The organism is Ardenticatenales bacterium, assembly GCA_020634515.1.
Classification (GTDB): Bacteria; Chloroflexota; Anaerolineae; order Promineifilales; family Promineifilaceae; genus JAGVTM01.
The window spans coordinates 109227-124701 of the sequence record JACKBL010000010.1; the positions used below are offsets into that span (position 1 = coordinate 109227).

Annotated in this window: 13 protein-coding genes; 2 read left to right on the top strand and 11 right to left on the bottom strand. The window is 57.0% G+C overall.

Going from position 1 to position 15475, the window contains the following annotated elements:
- The first annotated feature begins 255 nt into the window (after positions 1-255).
- The gene (locus tag H6650_21485) at positions 256-2196 is read left to right on the top strand and encodes an alpha-amylase (GenBank protein ID MCB8954586.1); all 1941 of its coding nucleotides are present in this window, start codon (positions 256-258) and stop codon (positions 2194-2196) included.
- Between the two features lie 195 nt (positions 2197-2391).
- Positions 2392-3078, top strand: coding sequence for a TIGR00266 family protein (locus H6650_21490; GenBank protein ID MCB8954587.1), 687 nt, complete (start codon positions 2392-2394; stop codon positions 3076-3078).
- A gap of 383 nt (positions 3079-3461) precedes the next feature.
- Here the strand turns inward: H6650_21490 and atpF are convergent, their stop codons facing one another.
- The 11 genes from atpF to nuoH all read right to left on the bottom strand — a co-directional run bounded on the left by atpF (position 3462) and on the right by nuoH (position 15455).
- Positions 3462-4166: a F0F1 ATP synthase subunit B gene (atpF, locus tag H6650_21495; GenBank protein ID MCB8954588.1), complete on the bottom strand. Its 705-nt coding sequence runs from the start codon at positions 4164-4166 to the stop codon at positions 3462-3464.
- Positions 4167-4267: 101 nt separating this feature from the next.
- On the bottom strand, positions 4268-4516 hold the full coding sequence (gene atpE, locus H6650_21500; GenBank protein ID MCB8954589.1) for an ATP synthase F0 subunit C: 249 nt from the start codon (positions 4514-4516) through the stop codon (positions 4268-4270).
- Between the two features lie 80 nt (positions 4517-4596).
- Positions 4597-5649, bottom strand: coding sequence for a F0F1 ATP synthase subunit A (gene atpB, locus H6650_21505; GenBank protein ID MCB8954590.1), 1053 nt, complete (start codon positions 5647-5649; stop codon positions 4597-4599).
- On the bottom strand, positions 5646-5885 hold the full coding sequence (locus H6650_21510) for an AtpZ/AtpI family protein (GenBank protein ID MCB8954591.1): 240 nt from the start codon (positions 5883-5885) through the stop codon (positions 5646-5648). Before H6650_21510 ends, atpB begins: the two co-directional genes overlap by 4 nt.
- 219 nt (positions 5886-6104) lie before the next feature.
- The gene (locus tag H6650_21515; protein ID MCB8954592.1) at positions 6105-7574 is read right to left on the bottom strand and encodes an NADH-quinone oxidoreductase subunit N; all 1470 of its coding nucleotides are present in this window, start codon (positions 7572-7574) and stop codon (positions 6105-6107) included.
- The gene (locus tag H6650_21520; protein MCB8954593.1) at positions 7574-9205 is read right to left on the bottom strand and encodes an NADH-quinone oxidoreductase subunit M; all 1632 of its coding nucleotides are present in this window, start codon (positions 9203-9205) and stop codon (positions 7574-7576) included. The genes H6650_21515 and H6650_21520 overlap by 1 nt, the downstream gene beginning before the upstream one ends.
- A 111-nt stretch (positions 9206-9316) precedes the next feature.
- The gene (locus H6650_21525) at positions 9317-10858 is read right to left on the bottom strand and encodes an NADH-quinone oxidoreductase subunit M (protein MCB8954594.1); all 1542 of its coding nucleotides are present in this window, start codon (positions 10856-10858) and stop codon (positions 9317-9319) included.
- Between the two features lie 35 nt (positions 10859-10893).
- Complete coding sequence (nuoL, locus tag H6650_21530) at positions 10894-13128, bottom strand: NADH-quinone oxidoreductase subunit L (GenBank protein ID MCB8954595.1); 2235 nt, start codon at positions 13126-13128, stop codon at positions 10894-10896.
- A 148-nt stretch (positions 13129-13276) separates the two neighbouring features.
- Positions 13277-13582, bottom strand: coding sequence for an NADH-quinone oxidoreductase subunit NuoK (gene nuoK, locus H6650_21535; GenBank protein ID MCB8954596.1), 306 nt, complete (start codon positions 13580-13582; stop codon positions 13277-13279).
- Between the two features lie 5 nt (positions 13583-13587).
- Positions 13588-14103, bottom strand: coding sequence for an NADH-quinone oxidoreductase subunit J (locus H6650_21540; GenBank protein ID MCB8954597.1), 516 nt, complete (start codon positions 14101-14103; stop codon positions 13588-13590).
- A 95-nt stretch (positions 14104-14198) separates the two neighbouring features.
- Positions 14199-15455 (bottom strand): NADH-quinone oxidoreductase subunit NuoH, encoded by a 1257-nt coding sequence (nuoH, locus tag H6650_21545; protein ID MCB8954598.1) that lies wholly within the window; start codon positions 15453-15455, stop codon positions 14199-14201.
- Positions 15456-15475 lie beyond the last annotated feature (20 nt).

Consider the following 15475-nt stretch of genomic DNA (forward strand, 5'->3'; position numbering starts at 1 on the left):
TGGGCAAGCTATAATCCGGGTGTCTTCGCCGCGCCACCAAAAGATTCGTCGGGGGTTTGATCCGGCTAAAGCCTCGACTCCGGTCACGCTATGTGGGTTTCGCCAGTCTCCAGTATGTTTTTCTGATGTAACTACTAACGCTCTCTGGAGATTGGACCAATCTGGCTTAGCAGTTACTTTCTGATTGCGTTTGCGGGGCTGACGCGGTCCGCGGTGCCGACGTCCATACTACGTTCACAAGGAAGAGGATAAACCATGTCGTCATCATCAGCATCGCCGCTGCAAACGCTGCGCGCCCGTCTGGCAATAAAAGCCGACGAGACGTTCGCGCACAAATACCTGGTTCCAGGCCGTTGGCTTTCCACACAGAATGCGCCCGCGGCAGTAGCCATCAATCCATACCAGGTCTGGTTGAACACCATTGATTGGATTCTCAAGCAGCCGGTGACGGAATGGGTCCAGTCCGCGGAAGCCACGCCGGGCAGTTGGAGTCGTCACGCGGTAGTGTACAACCTTTTTGTACGTAGTGCCACGGCTTTCGATCATGATGGGGATGGGGTGTTGGGGCGACCGAATAATGCCGGCATGAACGAAGTCGGTACGTTCGTCAAGAGCCTTATGTTGCTGCGCTACATCAAGCAACTTGGCTGCAACACCATCCACCTGCTGCCCATCACCGCCGTCGGGCAAGACGGCAGCAAAGGCGACATGGGTTCCCCCTACGCCATCCGCAACCCCTACCGGCTGGACGAAAATCTGGCCGAACCCGGCCTGGACCTGGGCGTAGAAACGGAATTCGCCGCTTTCGTAGAAGCCGCGCACCACCTGGGGTTGCGCGTCGTCGTGGAGTTCGTTTTCCGCACCAGCAGCAAAGATGGCGACTGGGTGCAAGAACATCCCGACTGGTTCTACTGGATCGATGCGGACCTCCTCGACCGCGAACCGGGCGAACAAGACCCCAGCCGCTACGGAATGCCTATCTTCAGTGAAACGGAAATCACCGCCATCGAAACCGCCGTCAATCGCCAGCAGTTTGATCACCTGATGCCGCCCGACATCATGCACCGGCGCATGTTCCTGCCGCCGCCAGCGCCAGAACAGGTGCAAATGGAAGATGGACGCTGGATCGCCCATTACGCCAACGGGCGCCGGGGGCGCATCCCCGGCGCATTCGCCGATTGGCCCGTAGACGACCCGCAGCCGCCCTGGGGCGACGTAACCTTTCTGCGGCTCTACGACCATCCCCATTACAACTACATCGCCTACAACACGATCCGCATGTATAGCAGCGAACTGGCGCAGCCGGAAAACGTGGTGAAACCGCTGTGGGAGCGGATCGTGAACATTATTCCGCATTATCAGCGACAATTCGGCATTGATGGCGCCATGATCGACATGGGGCACGCGCTGCCGCCAACGTTGAAACAGGCTATTGTCACCGCCGCACGAGATAATGACCCCGCCTTTGCCTTTTGGGATGAGAACTTTCAGGCCACGGAGCAAGGCGTGGCGGAAGGGTACAATGCCGTTATCGGCTCTCTGCCGTTTGTGCTGGCCTATCCGCCGGAGTTGGAGGCGTTTCTGGTTCATCTGGCGCGCACGGGCAATCCGCTGCCCATTTTTGGCACGACGGAGAGCCATAATACGCCGCGGGCGATCAGTAAGCCAGGCGGCGAGCGATTTGTGAAGTATGGGATGGCGGTTGCGGCGATTTTGCCGGCACTTCCCTTCCTCCACTGCGGCGTTGAATTTGGCGAAACCCGCCCCGTCAACACCGGCCTGCGCTTCACCCCGGAGGAAATGGCTCAGTACCCCAGCCACACCCTCCCCCTCTTCAGCGCCATCGCCTACGACTGGACCAACGACACCACCCAACTCCTTGCCTGGTGGCAACAGGCACTGGCCCTGCGGCAAAAGCACGCCCCCCTCCTCAGCGACATTCGCAAGGATACCTTCATCTACACTTACAGCGACAACCCCGCCATCTGGGGCATTATTCGCCACAACGACGACTGGTCCATCAAAATCGCCTTGCTCGTCAACAGCGACATGGACAAACCCCAAGGCGTGACCGTCGGCCTGCCTACGGGGCGGGAAAAGCTAATGGACCATTTCACGGACACCTTCTACGACGTGAGCGGCAACGAGATCAGCCTCACGCTGGCTCCGGGACAGGTGGTCTGGTTGGAATTGTAAAGAGCGTGGCCGTCGCCGGGGAATGCAGCCGATCCCGGATTTCTGTTTTATCCGCGTCTTTCCGCGTTCATCCGTTTCCTTTGTAACTGCTAAAGCGACTCATCATTCCAATCATCTGGCATCAAAACAACTTCCGAGAAGGTGGTCGTGAATAGTCGCACGCCTTCTACGGATTATTTTCGGAGGAGTAAGGCCATGCGCTACGAAATCAGTGGTACAACCATGCAGATTCTGGATGTCTATTTGGAGAAGGGGGAATCGCTCTTCACTGAGGCGGGGGGCATGGCCTGGATGGTCGGCGATGTGCAAATGGACACATCCACGCGCGGCGGGCTGCTCAAAGGGTTGGCGCGCTCGCTGGCCGGCGAGTCCCTCTTCCTCACCACCTACACCTGCGCCAGCCCACAGGCGATGATCGCCTTCACGCCGGAAGCGCCCGGCAGCATCGTCCCGCTCGACCTGCAAACCGGGCAGAGCTTCATTTGCCAAAAAGACGCCTTCATGGTGGCGGAGTCGTCCGTCTCGTTGGAGGTCATCTTCCGCCGCCGCCTGGGCGCGGGGTTATTTGGCGGCGAGGGTTTCATCTTGCAGAAGATCACCGGTCCGGGCACGGCCTGGGTAGAAATCGCCGGGGAGGTGCGTTCCTACTCGTTGAACGCGGGGCAAACAATGAAGGTAGACCCCGGCCACATCGCCATGTACGAGCCAACGGTGGATTATGATATTGAGCGCGTCAAGGGAGTGAAGAATATGCTCTTTGGTGGGGAGGGGCTGTTCCTGGCAACGTTGAAGGGGCCGGGGCGAGTCTGGCTGCAAAGCCTGCCCCTGGTTAATCTGGCTTCGAAGCTGTCGCAGTATATGCCGGCACGTTCCAGCGAATAACACGATTTGTCGGACACGAAAAAGGCCGCGCTCGTTAGCGCGGCCTTTTTTGTCACAGTGCCGGAAACGCTCCCCCCATCCACTTACTAACCGTCCGAAAATAACTTCACGTTTTCATCGGACGGTTACTGACAAGCTGTTCGCACAATTCCACTAGCTTAATTGCGAACAGCCACTTAGGAACGGAAGTTGTATCCTTGCTGTTCCTTCAAACTGACGATGCAATTCCGTACTTCATTTCATCGTCAGCCCTTACGGAGGTGGAGCGTGTCTTTTTCTAGGGGAATTGGTAACGACTGACGCTCTCTGGAGATTGGACCAATTTCACGCGCTCAATAGACATTTTCACTGGAGAAAATTGGTCCAATCTGGATTGTTCACAATCAGGCCAGAACGTCGCGCATACCGCTCATTTTGCCGGCAACGCTATCATCCACAACCTGATCACCGACACGCACAATCAGGCCACCCAAGATAGACGGGTCAACCTTAAACACAACTTGTTGCGCGTTGATGGCCGATTGCGCCGCCGCTTTCTCGCCATCCGTCAGTGGCAGGGCGCTGGTGACTTCCGCCCGCGCACCCGACATGCGAGACACACTTGCCGGCAGCGCCGCGAAGAAATCGCCAATGAGTTTGTGCTGTCGCTGTTCGTCCAGCGTCGCGCCGACAACCTTATTGGCCGCCGCCATGGCAATACCCACAACCTGGCCGCGCAGGTCGGAGAGAATGCGATTGCGCTCTGCTTCCGCATCATCACGCGCCGACGCCACGATCTTCTTTGCTTCTTCATTAGCCTTCGACACAATACCACTCGCCGAGGCTTCCGCCTGGGTTGCCGCTTCGGTCCGAATCTTGGCAGCTTCCGTGCGCGCCGCGTCCAGAATCTTCTTCGCTTCCACGTCCGCGTTGTCGCGGGCAATGGCCGCCTGCCGCGCATCTTCCAAACCTTTGGCAATACGCGCCTTGCGTTCTTCCAACAAGTTCAGGACAGGCTCATAAGCCCAACCCTTCATGAGCAGAATCAAGATCGTAATCCCCAGTATTTGGATGATCAAATACCCTAAGTTAATCCCTAATGCTTCCATATCGCGTTTTCCTTAATGGTGCAGATGTCGTCATTTAGCAATCAGCTACAGGCATCGCCACCGCGCAGTCAGCGCGGGGGCAAAACCAGCCCGCGCCGTCACTAAGCCACGAACAGCAGAATTAGCGCGACCACCAGGGCATAAATAGCCACGGCTTCAGCGAACGCAATGCCCAAAATCATGTTTGCCTGAATCGTACCACTGGCATCTGGATTGCGCGCAATACCCTGTACCGCGCCACCAACGACGATACCCACGCCCGCGCCAGCACCAATAGCACCCGTCATGGCCAGACCGGCACCCAGGAATTTCAGACCCACAGCAAGAGCTTCAGCGGCTTCTAATGACATAATTGGTATTCCTCCAAAATGAGATGTTTGATGTTTCGAGTTGAATCAACCGGTAATCCGGTGCAGTTGACGACGATGACCTAGTGCCCTTCGGCATGGTCGTGGCTTTGTGTTGCCTGCGTCATGAAAGTGAGCGTGAGCATGGCAAACACGGCGGCCTGGATGAGGCCGACGAAAAGTTCCAGGCCAAAGAAGGCCACGTTAGCAACGGGAAGCAGGAACGCCATCACGAAAAGGAGTACCTGCCCCGCAAAGATGTTTCCCAGAAGACGGAAGGAGAACGAGAGGATTTTGGCGATTTCGGCGATGAGTTCCAAGATGCCGACGAACAGGTCCATGGCCCCCAATGGATTGCGGGCGATTTTGTCCGCGTCAAACTGGAAGAATTTCTTCAGATACCCCGGTCCTTGCGCCTTAAATCCATAATACTGCGTCAGCACGACGGACATCAAGGCCAGTGCCAGCGTGAAGTTCAGGTCCGTTGCCGCGGCACGCAAGAAAGAGACAAGCGCGTAGTCCGCGCCTTCGGGTTTATCGCCATTCTCATCCGTCGGAGCGCGCAGCAAGAAGAAGCCACTGCGTAGGTCGCCTGTGTTGGCTTCCATGGCATCTTCGTAAATGTGATGCAACTCGTCTTTGCTCAAATGCTCGCCAGCTGCCTCAGCAGCGGCTTCCGCTTTGTGTTCGGCGATTTCGCCGGTGGTTTCAAACTTGCCAAAGCTGTCCACCAACGGAACCAGTTCCATCCAGTTGGCAACGAGAATGAGCAGAACGAATGTCATGAAGAAGGGGAAGAAGTTTTTGGCCCATTTGCCGGCGGAACTCTCCACAAAACTGTAGATCATCTCCGTGAGGGTCTCAAAAAGGTTATAGAAACCCGAAGGCACTTCGTCCGCCGTGCGCGAACGGGCACGCAGGCTGAAGGTGATAGCCAACAGAATGACCCAGGTCAGGGCGGTGGCGATGAACGTGTTGGTGATACCGCCGCCAAACCACTGCTTCATGAACGGGCTGCTGGAACGGAAGACGAGTTCACCAGGCAATTGGATGACGGGCAGTGGTGGTTTTACGAGAATGGATCCAAAAACTATCATGCCTATGAGGCAAAGGTAAACCCAGTAGCGTTTTTTCATGTGCTGGTTTTTTCCTCCTTATGCTCGGCTTTGCTTGACTTTTGCGCCCGCGCGGCAGCAGACAGGCTGACCCGCACGGTGAGGTAGAGCGTTACGGGCACGCTGCCCACGAGAGCGACAATTGTAAAAATTGGCCTGGTATCCAAGACACGGTCAAGGAGAGTTCCCGCCCCAAAAGCCAAGGCAATGATGATGATGGTAAGGCAGCCTATCTGGCCGACAATGCCGGCCAACATAGCTGTCTCATTGATTTGCTTGTTGTCAAAAGACACGATGGCTTAACCTACAAGTGTGCGCGAGGCGCACCGCCTCGCATTATAACACATACAGGAGATTGTTCAATGACAGTTATGCCTTCCAACCATACTATTTGTGCCGCCGAAGAGGTTTCGTCTCCATCGAAGGCGGCACAATGAAGGCAGTATGCCAGGATTGACGGCAGCAGAGCCAGTGAGCTAGCCGCCGAAGAAGAAGATGCCGGCATTTCGCGTCAACTCAAAAGTCGGTCCGGCAAACACACCCAGATACAAAACACCAAAAATCGTCAAAGCCAGCGCCACCTGATAGGCGCGCGGCACGGGGATCGGCACATCCTCCTCATCGGAACGATAGAGGTACATGTACTTGGCTACGGACAGGTAGTAGTAAAGCGCCACGAACGCATTCAGGATAGCCGCCAATGCCAGGCCCCACAAACCCCCTTCAATGGCCGCTTTGAACAAGAAAAACTTGGCAAAGAAACCCGCCGTCGGAGGTATTCCCCCCAGCGATAGCAAAGCCAGCAGCATCGCCAGCGCCAGGAACGGCGAACGGCGGCTGAGTCCATTGAAATCCTCCAACTGCTCCGAACCCGTCGCATTTGCCGCCAGAATAATCACGGCGAAAGCGGCAGTATTCGTCAAAATGTACATCAATAAGTAGAACATGGCCGCGCCCGCCCCATCAGGCGTCATCGTGACGAAACCGATCATCACATAGCCTGCCTGGGCAATGCTGGAATACGCCAGCATCCGCTTAATGTTCTTCTGATAAATCGCCAGAAAGTTACCCAGCGTCATGGTGACAATGCACATTGCCACGAGCATTGACCACCACGGGGTAGTCAAACGTGGTATGCCCAACGTCCCCAGCAAGAAAACGCGCATAATCACGGCAAAGCCGGCAGCTTTGGAGGCGGTCGAAAGGTAAGCCGTCACCGCCGTTGGCGCGCCCTCATACACATCGGGCGCCCAAAAGTGGAAGGGAACAATGGAGATTTTGAATCCCAAACCCACCAGCACCAAAACCGCCGCCAACAGTGTCACCCCATTATAGCCGCTATTGGCAATGCCCGCGGCGATTGCCTGCATATTCGTCTGCCCCGTGAGGCCGTACAGCAGGCTCATGCCGTACAACATCACGGCGGAAGCAAATGCGCCGTAGACGAAGTATTTCATACCCGCTTCCGCGGATAATTTGTCCTTCGTCGCGTAGCCGCCCAAAACATAAAGGGAAATGCTGGCCGTTTCCAGCGCCACGTACAGGGCAATCAGGTCGCCGGCGGCGGCCATCAGATTGAAGCCAATCGTGGAAGTCACCAGAAGCGCGTAGAACTCGCCGCTTTGCAACGCCTTGATGTCCATCGCTATCAGGCTAACCACGCCTCCGGCGATCAGGAACATGATGCGAAAAATGAAGGTGATGGCATCATGACGGAACATGCCACCCCAGAGGGCAATCTGGCTGCTCCCCGGTTCGCGGAAAAGGTAGAAGACGGTCAGGTCTACCGCCAGGGTAATGAAGAAGCCCCAGGCAGCCAGCAGCCCGACGCGACGGCGCTCGGACGGTTTGAGCAAGCGGTCGTAGGCCAGAATTGCCACCAGGAGAATCAAGAGGCAAATCTCAGGCACAAGGGCGAATGCGCTGGAAATGGTGATTTGGCTCATCAAGCACCTCCGAGCCACTGAATGAGATGATAGGCGGCGGATTGGACGGCGTGCAGGGCATTTGACGCCTGCTGCGCCTCCTGCAAGCGGGAGACGACGGGTTCCATGCCAGACTGGATAATGGGAGCAATGACGGACGGGAACACGCCGATAGCGATCAGGCAAACGACAAACATCACCAGGGTGAACTTGTCAATGGCCAGCAGATTGCGCATGTCGTGCCATTTATGCGCATCGTACTCGCCAAAGAAGACGCTGCCGATGGCCCGGATAATGTAGGCCGCGGTGATGACGATGCCGGTCGAAGAGACAATGGCAATGATCGGGTAGTAGGTGGACGGATTGAGACCAAAGATGGAGCCGGGAAGATCGAGGCTGCCGCCGCGCCAGACGCCGAGGAAGATGGGGAATTCGGCGACGAAGCCGGAGAGGCCAGGCATACCCATGGATACAAGACCACCGACAACGAAGGCCACCATGGCCCAGGGCAGGGCTTTCATCATGCCCCGCAGGGTATCCATATCGCGGGTGTGGGCGCGGTCGTAGATCATGCCGACGACGGAGAAGAAGAGGGCCGTCATGATGCCGTGGCTGACCATTTGAATGCCGGCACCCACGTATCCCTCCGTGTTCATGGTGGCAAACCCCATCACCACCAACCCCATGTGACTGACGCTAGAGTAGCCAATCAGATACTTCATGTCTCGTTGTCGCATGGCAATGAGTGATCCATAGACGACGTTGATGAGCGTGAGCAAGATGATCAAGGGCAGCCAGTAAACGGCCCCATCCGGCATCATCTGAATAGCGACGCGCATGGCGGCGTACGCACCCAGTTTCATGAGGACGCCCGCGTGAATCATGGAAACGGCGGTGGGCGCGGCTACGTGACCATCCGGGGACCAGTTGTGGAACGGCCACATGCCGGCAAGAACACCAAATCCGACGAACACCGGCAGGAACCAGCGTATCTGATCAGAAACCAGGAAATTCGCCTCAGACCACATGCGCAGGTCAAACGTCAGCGGCAAACCGGCGTCCGGCAACTTGAAATACATGATCAGGTAGCCGATCAAGGCAAAGAAACTGCCGATGAGGAGATAGAGCGTCAGCTTCATGGCCGCGTACTCGCGCGTCTGCTTCCAGCCCCAGATGAGGATAAGGATGTACATGGGGAGTACGGCCAGTTCGTAGAAGAAGAAGAGAAGGAAGGCATCGACGGCCACAAAAACGCCCTGTACACCGGCCACCAGGAGCATGAAAAAGGCAAAGAATTCACGCGGGCGGTCCGGGATGCTCCAGGAGATGAGGACACCGCCGAGGCCAACGATGGACGTGAGCAGGACCAGGGTCGCGCTCAACCCATCCACGCCGACGATATAGTTCAGGCCAATGGTGGGAACCCAGGCATATTCTTCCACGAAGGCAAGGGTGTCTTTCCAGGGCGTGCCCGCTGCCGGCAAATTCGTCAAATACGAAATGTACACATACGCCGACAATACCAGGCCCAGGATCATGGCCGCCAGACCTAACATGCGCGCATTCTCGCCGCGCTCCTTCGGCAGCATCAAAATGATGACCGCGAAGGCGATAGGCGATAACGTGATGAGGGAGAGAAACGGGAATTCCATATTTGCTATTCCAGACTGAGTAACCGCCCAAAACAACTTCCCAGTTTCTGGGATCGGTTACTGACAAGCTGTCCGACCAATTCCGCTAAATTTTCCGCGGACAGCCACTTACTAGCTAAACAGCTTCGTTACCGTATCGTTGATGATCGCCAGCAACCATTGCGGCCACAAACCCAGGCTCAACATGAGCGCCATCAAGGGCCAGATCACCAGATGCTCACGCAGCGTCATCTCCGTCAGCCCCTTCCATGTCTGATTCAGCGGTCCGTGCAACGTTTGCCCGATTCCTTTCAGGATGTAGGCCCCCGTCATGAGCAGACCGAACATGGAAAGCGCCAACTGTACCTGAAAGGGACCCCAGGCCGCGCGCGTGATCATGAATTCACCGACAAAGCCATTCAACCCAGGCAGGCCCAATGAAGCCATGCTGGTAAAGATGAGAATGGCGCCGAAGAAGGGGAACACGGCCCACAGACCGCCATAATCGCGCAGATTTCGGGTGTGCGTGCGCTCATAAATGACGCCGACCAGGAAGAACATACCCGCCGCCGATAGGCCGTGGTTAAACATTTGCAGCACGGCTCCATTGGTCGCCATGATGGCGTCCCCAATCATGTCGGCATTCGTGGCCGCCTGCCCATAGACCCAGGCGTACACGGCAATGCCCAAGACCACGAAGCCCATGTGGTTGATGGAGGAATAGGCCACCAGGCGCTTAAAGTCCCACTGCCCAAAGGCCGCCAACGCGCCCAGGACGATGCTGGCCATGCCCAACCAGGCCAGAATGGAGGCGGTGGCTGCGGCCTGCGCCGGAAACAGGGGAATGACCAGGCGCAGGAAGCCATAAGCGCCCAGCTTCAACAGGACGCCCGCCAGGATCATGGACCCGGCGGTGGGGGCCTGGGTGTGCGCGTCCGGCAGCCAGGTGTGGAAAGGCCAGATGGGAACTTTGATGGCGAAGGCGATGACAAAGAGCCAGTAGGCAATGCCTTTTACCAGGGCCACGGAGAGGCCCGTGTTCGCCAGCAGGCCGCTTTGTAGCGCCACCCACTTATCCATCAGTTCAATGATGTCAAATGTGCCCGTGGAAAGGCCCATGATCTGAATGGAGAGCAGCAAGCCGAGGCTGCCGGCCATGGTGTAAATCATGAACTTGAAGGAGGCGTATTCCCGGTCTGCCCCGCCCCAGATACGGATAAGGAAGTACATGGGGACCAGGCCGATTTCCCAGAAGATGAAGAAGATGATCAGGTCAAGGGAGGCGAAGAGGCCCAACATGGCCGTTTCCATGACGAGGAAGAGGACCATGTACATCTTGACTTTTTCTTCGATATTGAAGGAAGCCAGGAGAGCCAGTGGGGTGAGGATGGTGGTGAGCAAGATCATCGGCAGGCTGATGCCATCAAGCCCGAGGTGGAAGCTGGAGCCGATAGCGGGGAACCAGGGAGCCTGGACGGTGAATTGAATGCCGGCATTCACCCGATCAAACGAGAACCAGGTAAACAGAGCCAGCGCCAACGGCACCAGACTGAAAGCCAGCGCCAGACGGCGGATCAGCACCTTTTCGTCATCTGGCAGCAGGAAGAGAACCAGCGCGGCGGCCAGGGGCGAGAAGATCAGCAGCGAGAGGAGGTTACTTTGAAGAAAATCCATTGTATCCTGCGCAAATGTGACAGGTCAGGGGAAACCTAACCGATATTGAGGAAGAAGATGAGGGCGGTTAATGTGCCGGCAATCAACATCGACACCAACACATACTCCTGAATCTTTCCTGTTTGCAGCGAGCGGAAACTGTCGGCGCTGGCCAGCACCAGGTCTTTCGCCTTGTCCACGCCACCGCTGATAACCGTCTCCTCAAACCGCTTCATGTACGCGCCCAGCGCATACGTCGTGCGGGCAATCAAATGTAATGTCCCATCAATCAAGCCCTTATCCACCCATTCATACACGACAGTCTCGGAAACGTAAACCGTGGGGCGAATCAGGAACTTCATATACAGCTCGTCCCAGTACCATTTATTCATGAGGAACGTATGTACCGGGCCTAATGGCGCGATCAACGGATCGGGTTGCTTGCTCCGCAGTGGCTTGCGCCCATAAACCCACCAGCCCAGGAACAGGCCACCCAGAGCCACGACCAGCGAGGCCAACAGGGGGAAAAGTTGGAAGGGCAGCGTCTCCAGGCCATGTGCGACCACGTGCGCTTCCTCCAGTACATGCAGGGTTTCTTCGACCGTCGCGCCCACAAAGTGATGGAAGAAATTGTTGTTCACCAGCGGTCCCAATACCGGGAAGGTCTCGGGAATGCCCGCCCAGCCGACGGTTGCGGCGAAAAAGGCCAGCCCAATGAGAGGAATGGTCATGAAGCGGTTGCTCTCGTGGGCATGCTCCGCCAGCGGGGTGCGCGGCTTGCCCAGGAAGGTGAGCGAAATCTGGCGCATGGTGTAGAAAGCGGTGAGGATGGCGGCCACGACGAGCATCCAGAAGATCACGGTCGCCAGCCCGTTACCATGCGCGCCTTGATACCAGGCGTCCGCCAGGATTTCGTCTTTGGACCAGAAGCCGGCGGTCAAAATGGGGAAGCCGGAAAGGGCAAACCCGCCAATGACAAACGTGATGAACGTGATGGGCATCTTCTTCGCCAAGCCACCCATGTTCATCATATCTTGCGGGTCGGTGTGATGGTCGTGGACGTGTTCCGCGCCGTGTTCCATGCCATGGATGACGGAGCCGGAACCGAGGAAGAGCAGCGCCTTGAAAAAGGCGTGCGTGATCAGGTGAAAAGCGGCGGCCACGTAGGCGCCAATGCCAATGGCGGCCACCATGTAACCTAGCTGCGAGATGGTGGAGTAGGCGAGCACGCCCTTGACGTCATCCTGGGCGACGGCAATGGTGGCGGCCATGAGGGCGGTAAATGCGCCGATGAAGCCAATGACCAGGGAGACTGCGCTCATGGCTTCCGCGCCGACGGCGATGAGGGGGAAGATACGCACAATCAGGTAGACGCCGGCGGAAACCATGGCCGCGGCGTGAATGGTGGCGCTGACGGGCGTGGGACCTTCCATGGCGTTGGGCAGCCAGACGTGGAGGGGCCATTGCGCGGATTTGCCGATTGTGCCGGCAAAAAGCAGCAGCGCCACCAATCCCAACCAGGGACCACCGCCTCGTTCCAGCACCACCATGCGCAGCGACTCCGCGGACAGCGCCTCGCTAAAACTAAGCGTGTGGAAGACGCGATAAAAAGCCACAATACCCAACAGCATAATCACATCGCCCACGCGCGTGGTCATGAACGCCTTGATCGCCGCCAGACGCGGGGGTAATTTCTGCGGATTCTTGGGATCGGGATCGTAGGTACGGGCGTGCCAGAAACCAATCAACAGATAAGAGCACAACCCCATGATTTCCCAGGCCATGAACAGCAGCAGCAAATTATCCGCCACCACCAACAGGAGCATCGCACCCGCGAACAGGGACATGAAAGCAAAAAAGCGGGAGAAGAGCGGCTCTTCCTTGCCGTGGTTGGGGACGCCCAGAATGGTTCCGCGAGGCTTGCCATAATTATGGTAGCCAACGCTGTAGACGAAGATGGCCGCGCAGGCAAAAGGAACCATGAACAGCATCACGGCGGTGAGCGGGTCCACGGCAACGCCCATTTGCAGCCAGTTAGCCGCTTTGCCAAATGGCAGCCAGGCAATGGTGCTATGGATGACGGTGGGATGCGCCGCCAGGTGATGAGCGTCCAGGGCGAACATGCGAAAGGCGATGGTCCAACCCAGCACCAGGGAAAAGCCAACGCCGGCCCAAGCCAATAGCCAGCTCAAAGTCCGATTGCGGTTGGTGAACAACACAATCAGGAAAAAGACGAGCAGGGGGCCTACAGGGACCAGCCAGGTCAGTGTGGCGAGTGTAGCTTCACTCATAGAGGAACCTCTTCAATGTTGCCAAGATACATGTACCAACAAACCTTCCCGGAAGCTCAATGTCAGGCTAAAAGTGTCTCAAAATGCAACGCATTTCGCATTAAAACAGCTTCCGGGAAGATGAGGGTGCGAAGTTACAAAAGCGGTATCAATTCTTCAACAGATCCAGTTCTTCCGCCACAACCGAATCGCGGTTGCGATAGACGGAGATGATCAGAGCCAGGCCGACGGCGGCTTCCGCGGCGGCCACGGTAAGGACGAACACGGACCAGACGGGGCCAATGGGTGATTCGGGGTAACGATAACGCCAGAAAGCCAGCAGGTTGATGTTCACGGCGTTGAGCATCAGTTCCACGCCCATCAAAATGGCAACCGCGTTGCGGCGCGCCAGTACGCCGTACAGCCCCAGGCAAAAGAGGGCGGCGGCAACCAGCAAGTACCAGGAAAGGGGAATAGCCGTCATGATTTCTTCTCCGGTATGGCGATCACGATTGCGCCAATGAGGGCCGCCAGCAGCAGGACGGACGCCAGTTCGAAGGGAAGCACATAGAGGTCGCGGGAGACGAATGCTTTGCCCATTTCGATGACGGTGTTGTCCAGGGCGGCGTCGGAAATCTGCGCGATGGTCTGGTCCGTGAGGGGCCATATTTGCAGGATGACGTAGCTGAACAGAGCGAAGATGAAGACGGCTGTGGCCGCGCCCCACTGCCACTGGGCGTTGTAGGGGGTTTCGCGTGTCTGCATCATGCGGCGGGTCATCATGATGGCGAACAAGACAAGGATGGAGATGGCGCCGATGTAGACGAGGAGCTGCGCGGCGGCCATGAAACCGATGGCCAGGATGACGTAAATGCCGGCAACACCCAAAAACGAAGCCATCATCGCCAACGCGGCGTGAAAAAGGTTGCGGTTTGTGACCACGATGAAGCCGGAAACGAGGGTCACAATACTTATGAGGACGAAAATGACAGCCATGTGATTTTGTCTCTCTCCATAAAAAATTAAGACGTGTCTGGAGGCCAGGGAGCGAAATACTCCCTTCAAGTTGACGACGCTACGCCTCGTCAACCCTAGTGAGCGGGAACGGCGTGCGGATCGGCGTGCGGTTCCACCTCGGGTTCGGCGGGCGCGCCCATGCGCCCGGCTTCCTGCGCCGCGCGCTGTCGCCGCGCATTGCTGCTCAAGATTTGCAGCGTGCCCGCGACCAGCACCAGGTTCATCAGCAGGTGAATGCCGGCACGTCCCCAGTCGCCCATCGTTTCCGGGATGAATTTATCCAGCAAGGCCGTCGCCAGCAGCAGGATCAGCACGAAGGGAACCAGGAATTTCCAATTAAACTTCAACAGTTGGTCAATACGCACGCGCGGCAGCGTGCCCCGAATCCAGATGTAGACGAAGTACACCAGGAACGTTTTGGCGAAGAAAACCACCAGACCGATGAGCCGCCCCCAATCCGCCTGCCGTTCCAATCCGAACAGCCGCCAGCCGCCGAGATAGATGGTGGCAAACAGCGCGGACATGAAAAGCGTACTCACGAATTCCGCCAGGAAGAACATACCAAACTTCATGCCGCCATATTCCACGTGGAAACCGGCCACAATCTCCGACTCTGCTTCCAACAAGTCGAACGGCGTGCGCCCTGTCTCCGCCAAAGAGGAGATGAAGAAGATGATAGCGGAGAGCGGCGCGACGATGAGGAAAGGCACGGTCTGGGAAGCAATGATGTCCTGGGTGGACATAGAACGCGCCAGCAAAATGGGCACGATCAGGGAAAGCACCATGGGCACTTCATAGCTAACCAACTGCGCGACGGAGCGGAAAGCGCCCAAAAGCGCATACTTATTGTTGGATCCCCATCCCGCCAGCAGCAGGGAGACGACGGAGGCGGAACTAATCGCCAGGACATAAAAAATCCCGATGTTCAGGTCTACGCCTATCACACCGGGAGCGAAGGGGACCACCGCCCACAAGAGGAGTGCCGTGATCACGACAAGGAGCGGAGCCAGGTTGTAGGCAACCGCGTCCGCGCCGGAAGGTCTGACATCTTCCTTTGTCAGCAGTTTCATCACGTCGGCAACGGTTTGCAGCAAACCAAACTTCCCGCCGACGCGGTTGGGGCCGATGCGGTCCTGCATACGGGCGATAATCTTACGTTCCAACCAGATGAGGAAGATGACAATGAGGAGGCAGAAGGTGGAAACGATCAGCACGCCGATCAGGTCCAGAACGGGTTCAACCCACGGTTTATCGCCCCACACGGCGCGCAGGTAGTCAAAGGTTTTTAGTTGTAGCAAGCTGACAAGAAAGTCAAGGATGTTAAAAGGCATGCCGGCATTCTCCGTTGTCG

Excerpts from the sequence above, each read along its gene's own strand:
- H6650_21485 (MCB8954586.1), top strand. The coding sequence starts at position 256 with ATGTCGTCATCATCAGCATCGCCGCTGCAAACGCTGCGCGCCCGTCTG.
- H6650_21490 (MCB8954587.1), top strand. The coding sequence starts at position 2,392 with ATGCGCTACGAAATCAGTGGTACAACCATGCAGATTCTGGATGTCTAT.
- atpF (MCB8954588.1), bottom strand. The coding sequence starts at position 4,166 with ATGGAAGCATTAGGGATTAACTTAGGGTATTTGATCATCCAAATACTG.
- atpE (MCB8954589.1), bottom strand. The coding sequence starts at position 4,516 with ATGTCATTAGAAGCCGCTGAAGCTCTTGCTGTGGGTCTGAAATTCCTG.
- atpB (MCB8954590.1), bottom strand. The coding sequence starts at position 5,649 with ATGAAAAAACGCTACTGGGTTTACCTTTGCCTCATAGGCATGATAGTT.
- H6650_21510 (MCB8954591.1), bottom strand. The coding sequence starts at position 5,885 with ATGTTGGCCGGCATTGTCGGCCAGATAGGCTGCCTTACCATCATCATC.
- H6650_21515 (MCB8954592.1), bottom strand. The coding sequence starts at position 7,574 with ATGAGCCAAATCACCATTTCCAGCGCATTCGCCCTTGTGCCTGAGATT.
- H6650_21520 (MCB8954593.1), bottom strand. The coding sequence starts at position 9,205 with ATGGAATTCCCGTTTCTCTCCCTCATCACGTTATCGCCTATCGCCTTC.
- H6650_21525 (MCB8954594.1), bottom strand. The coding sequence starts at position 10,858 with ATGGATTTTCTTCAAAGTAACCTCCTCTCGCTGCTGATCTTCTCGCCC.
- nuoL (MCB8954595.1), bottom strand. The coding sequence starts at position 13,128 with ATGAGTGAAGCTACACTCGCCACACTGACCTGGCTGGTCCCTGTAGGC.
- H6650_21540 (MCB8954597.1), bottom strand. The coding sequence starts at position 14,103 with ATGGCTGTCATTTTCGTCCTCATAAGTATTGTGACCCTCGTTTCCGGC.
- nuoH (MCB8954598.1), bottom strand. The coding sequence starts at position 15,455 with ATGCCTTTTAACATCCTTGACTTTCTTGTCAGCTTGCTACAACTAAAA.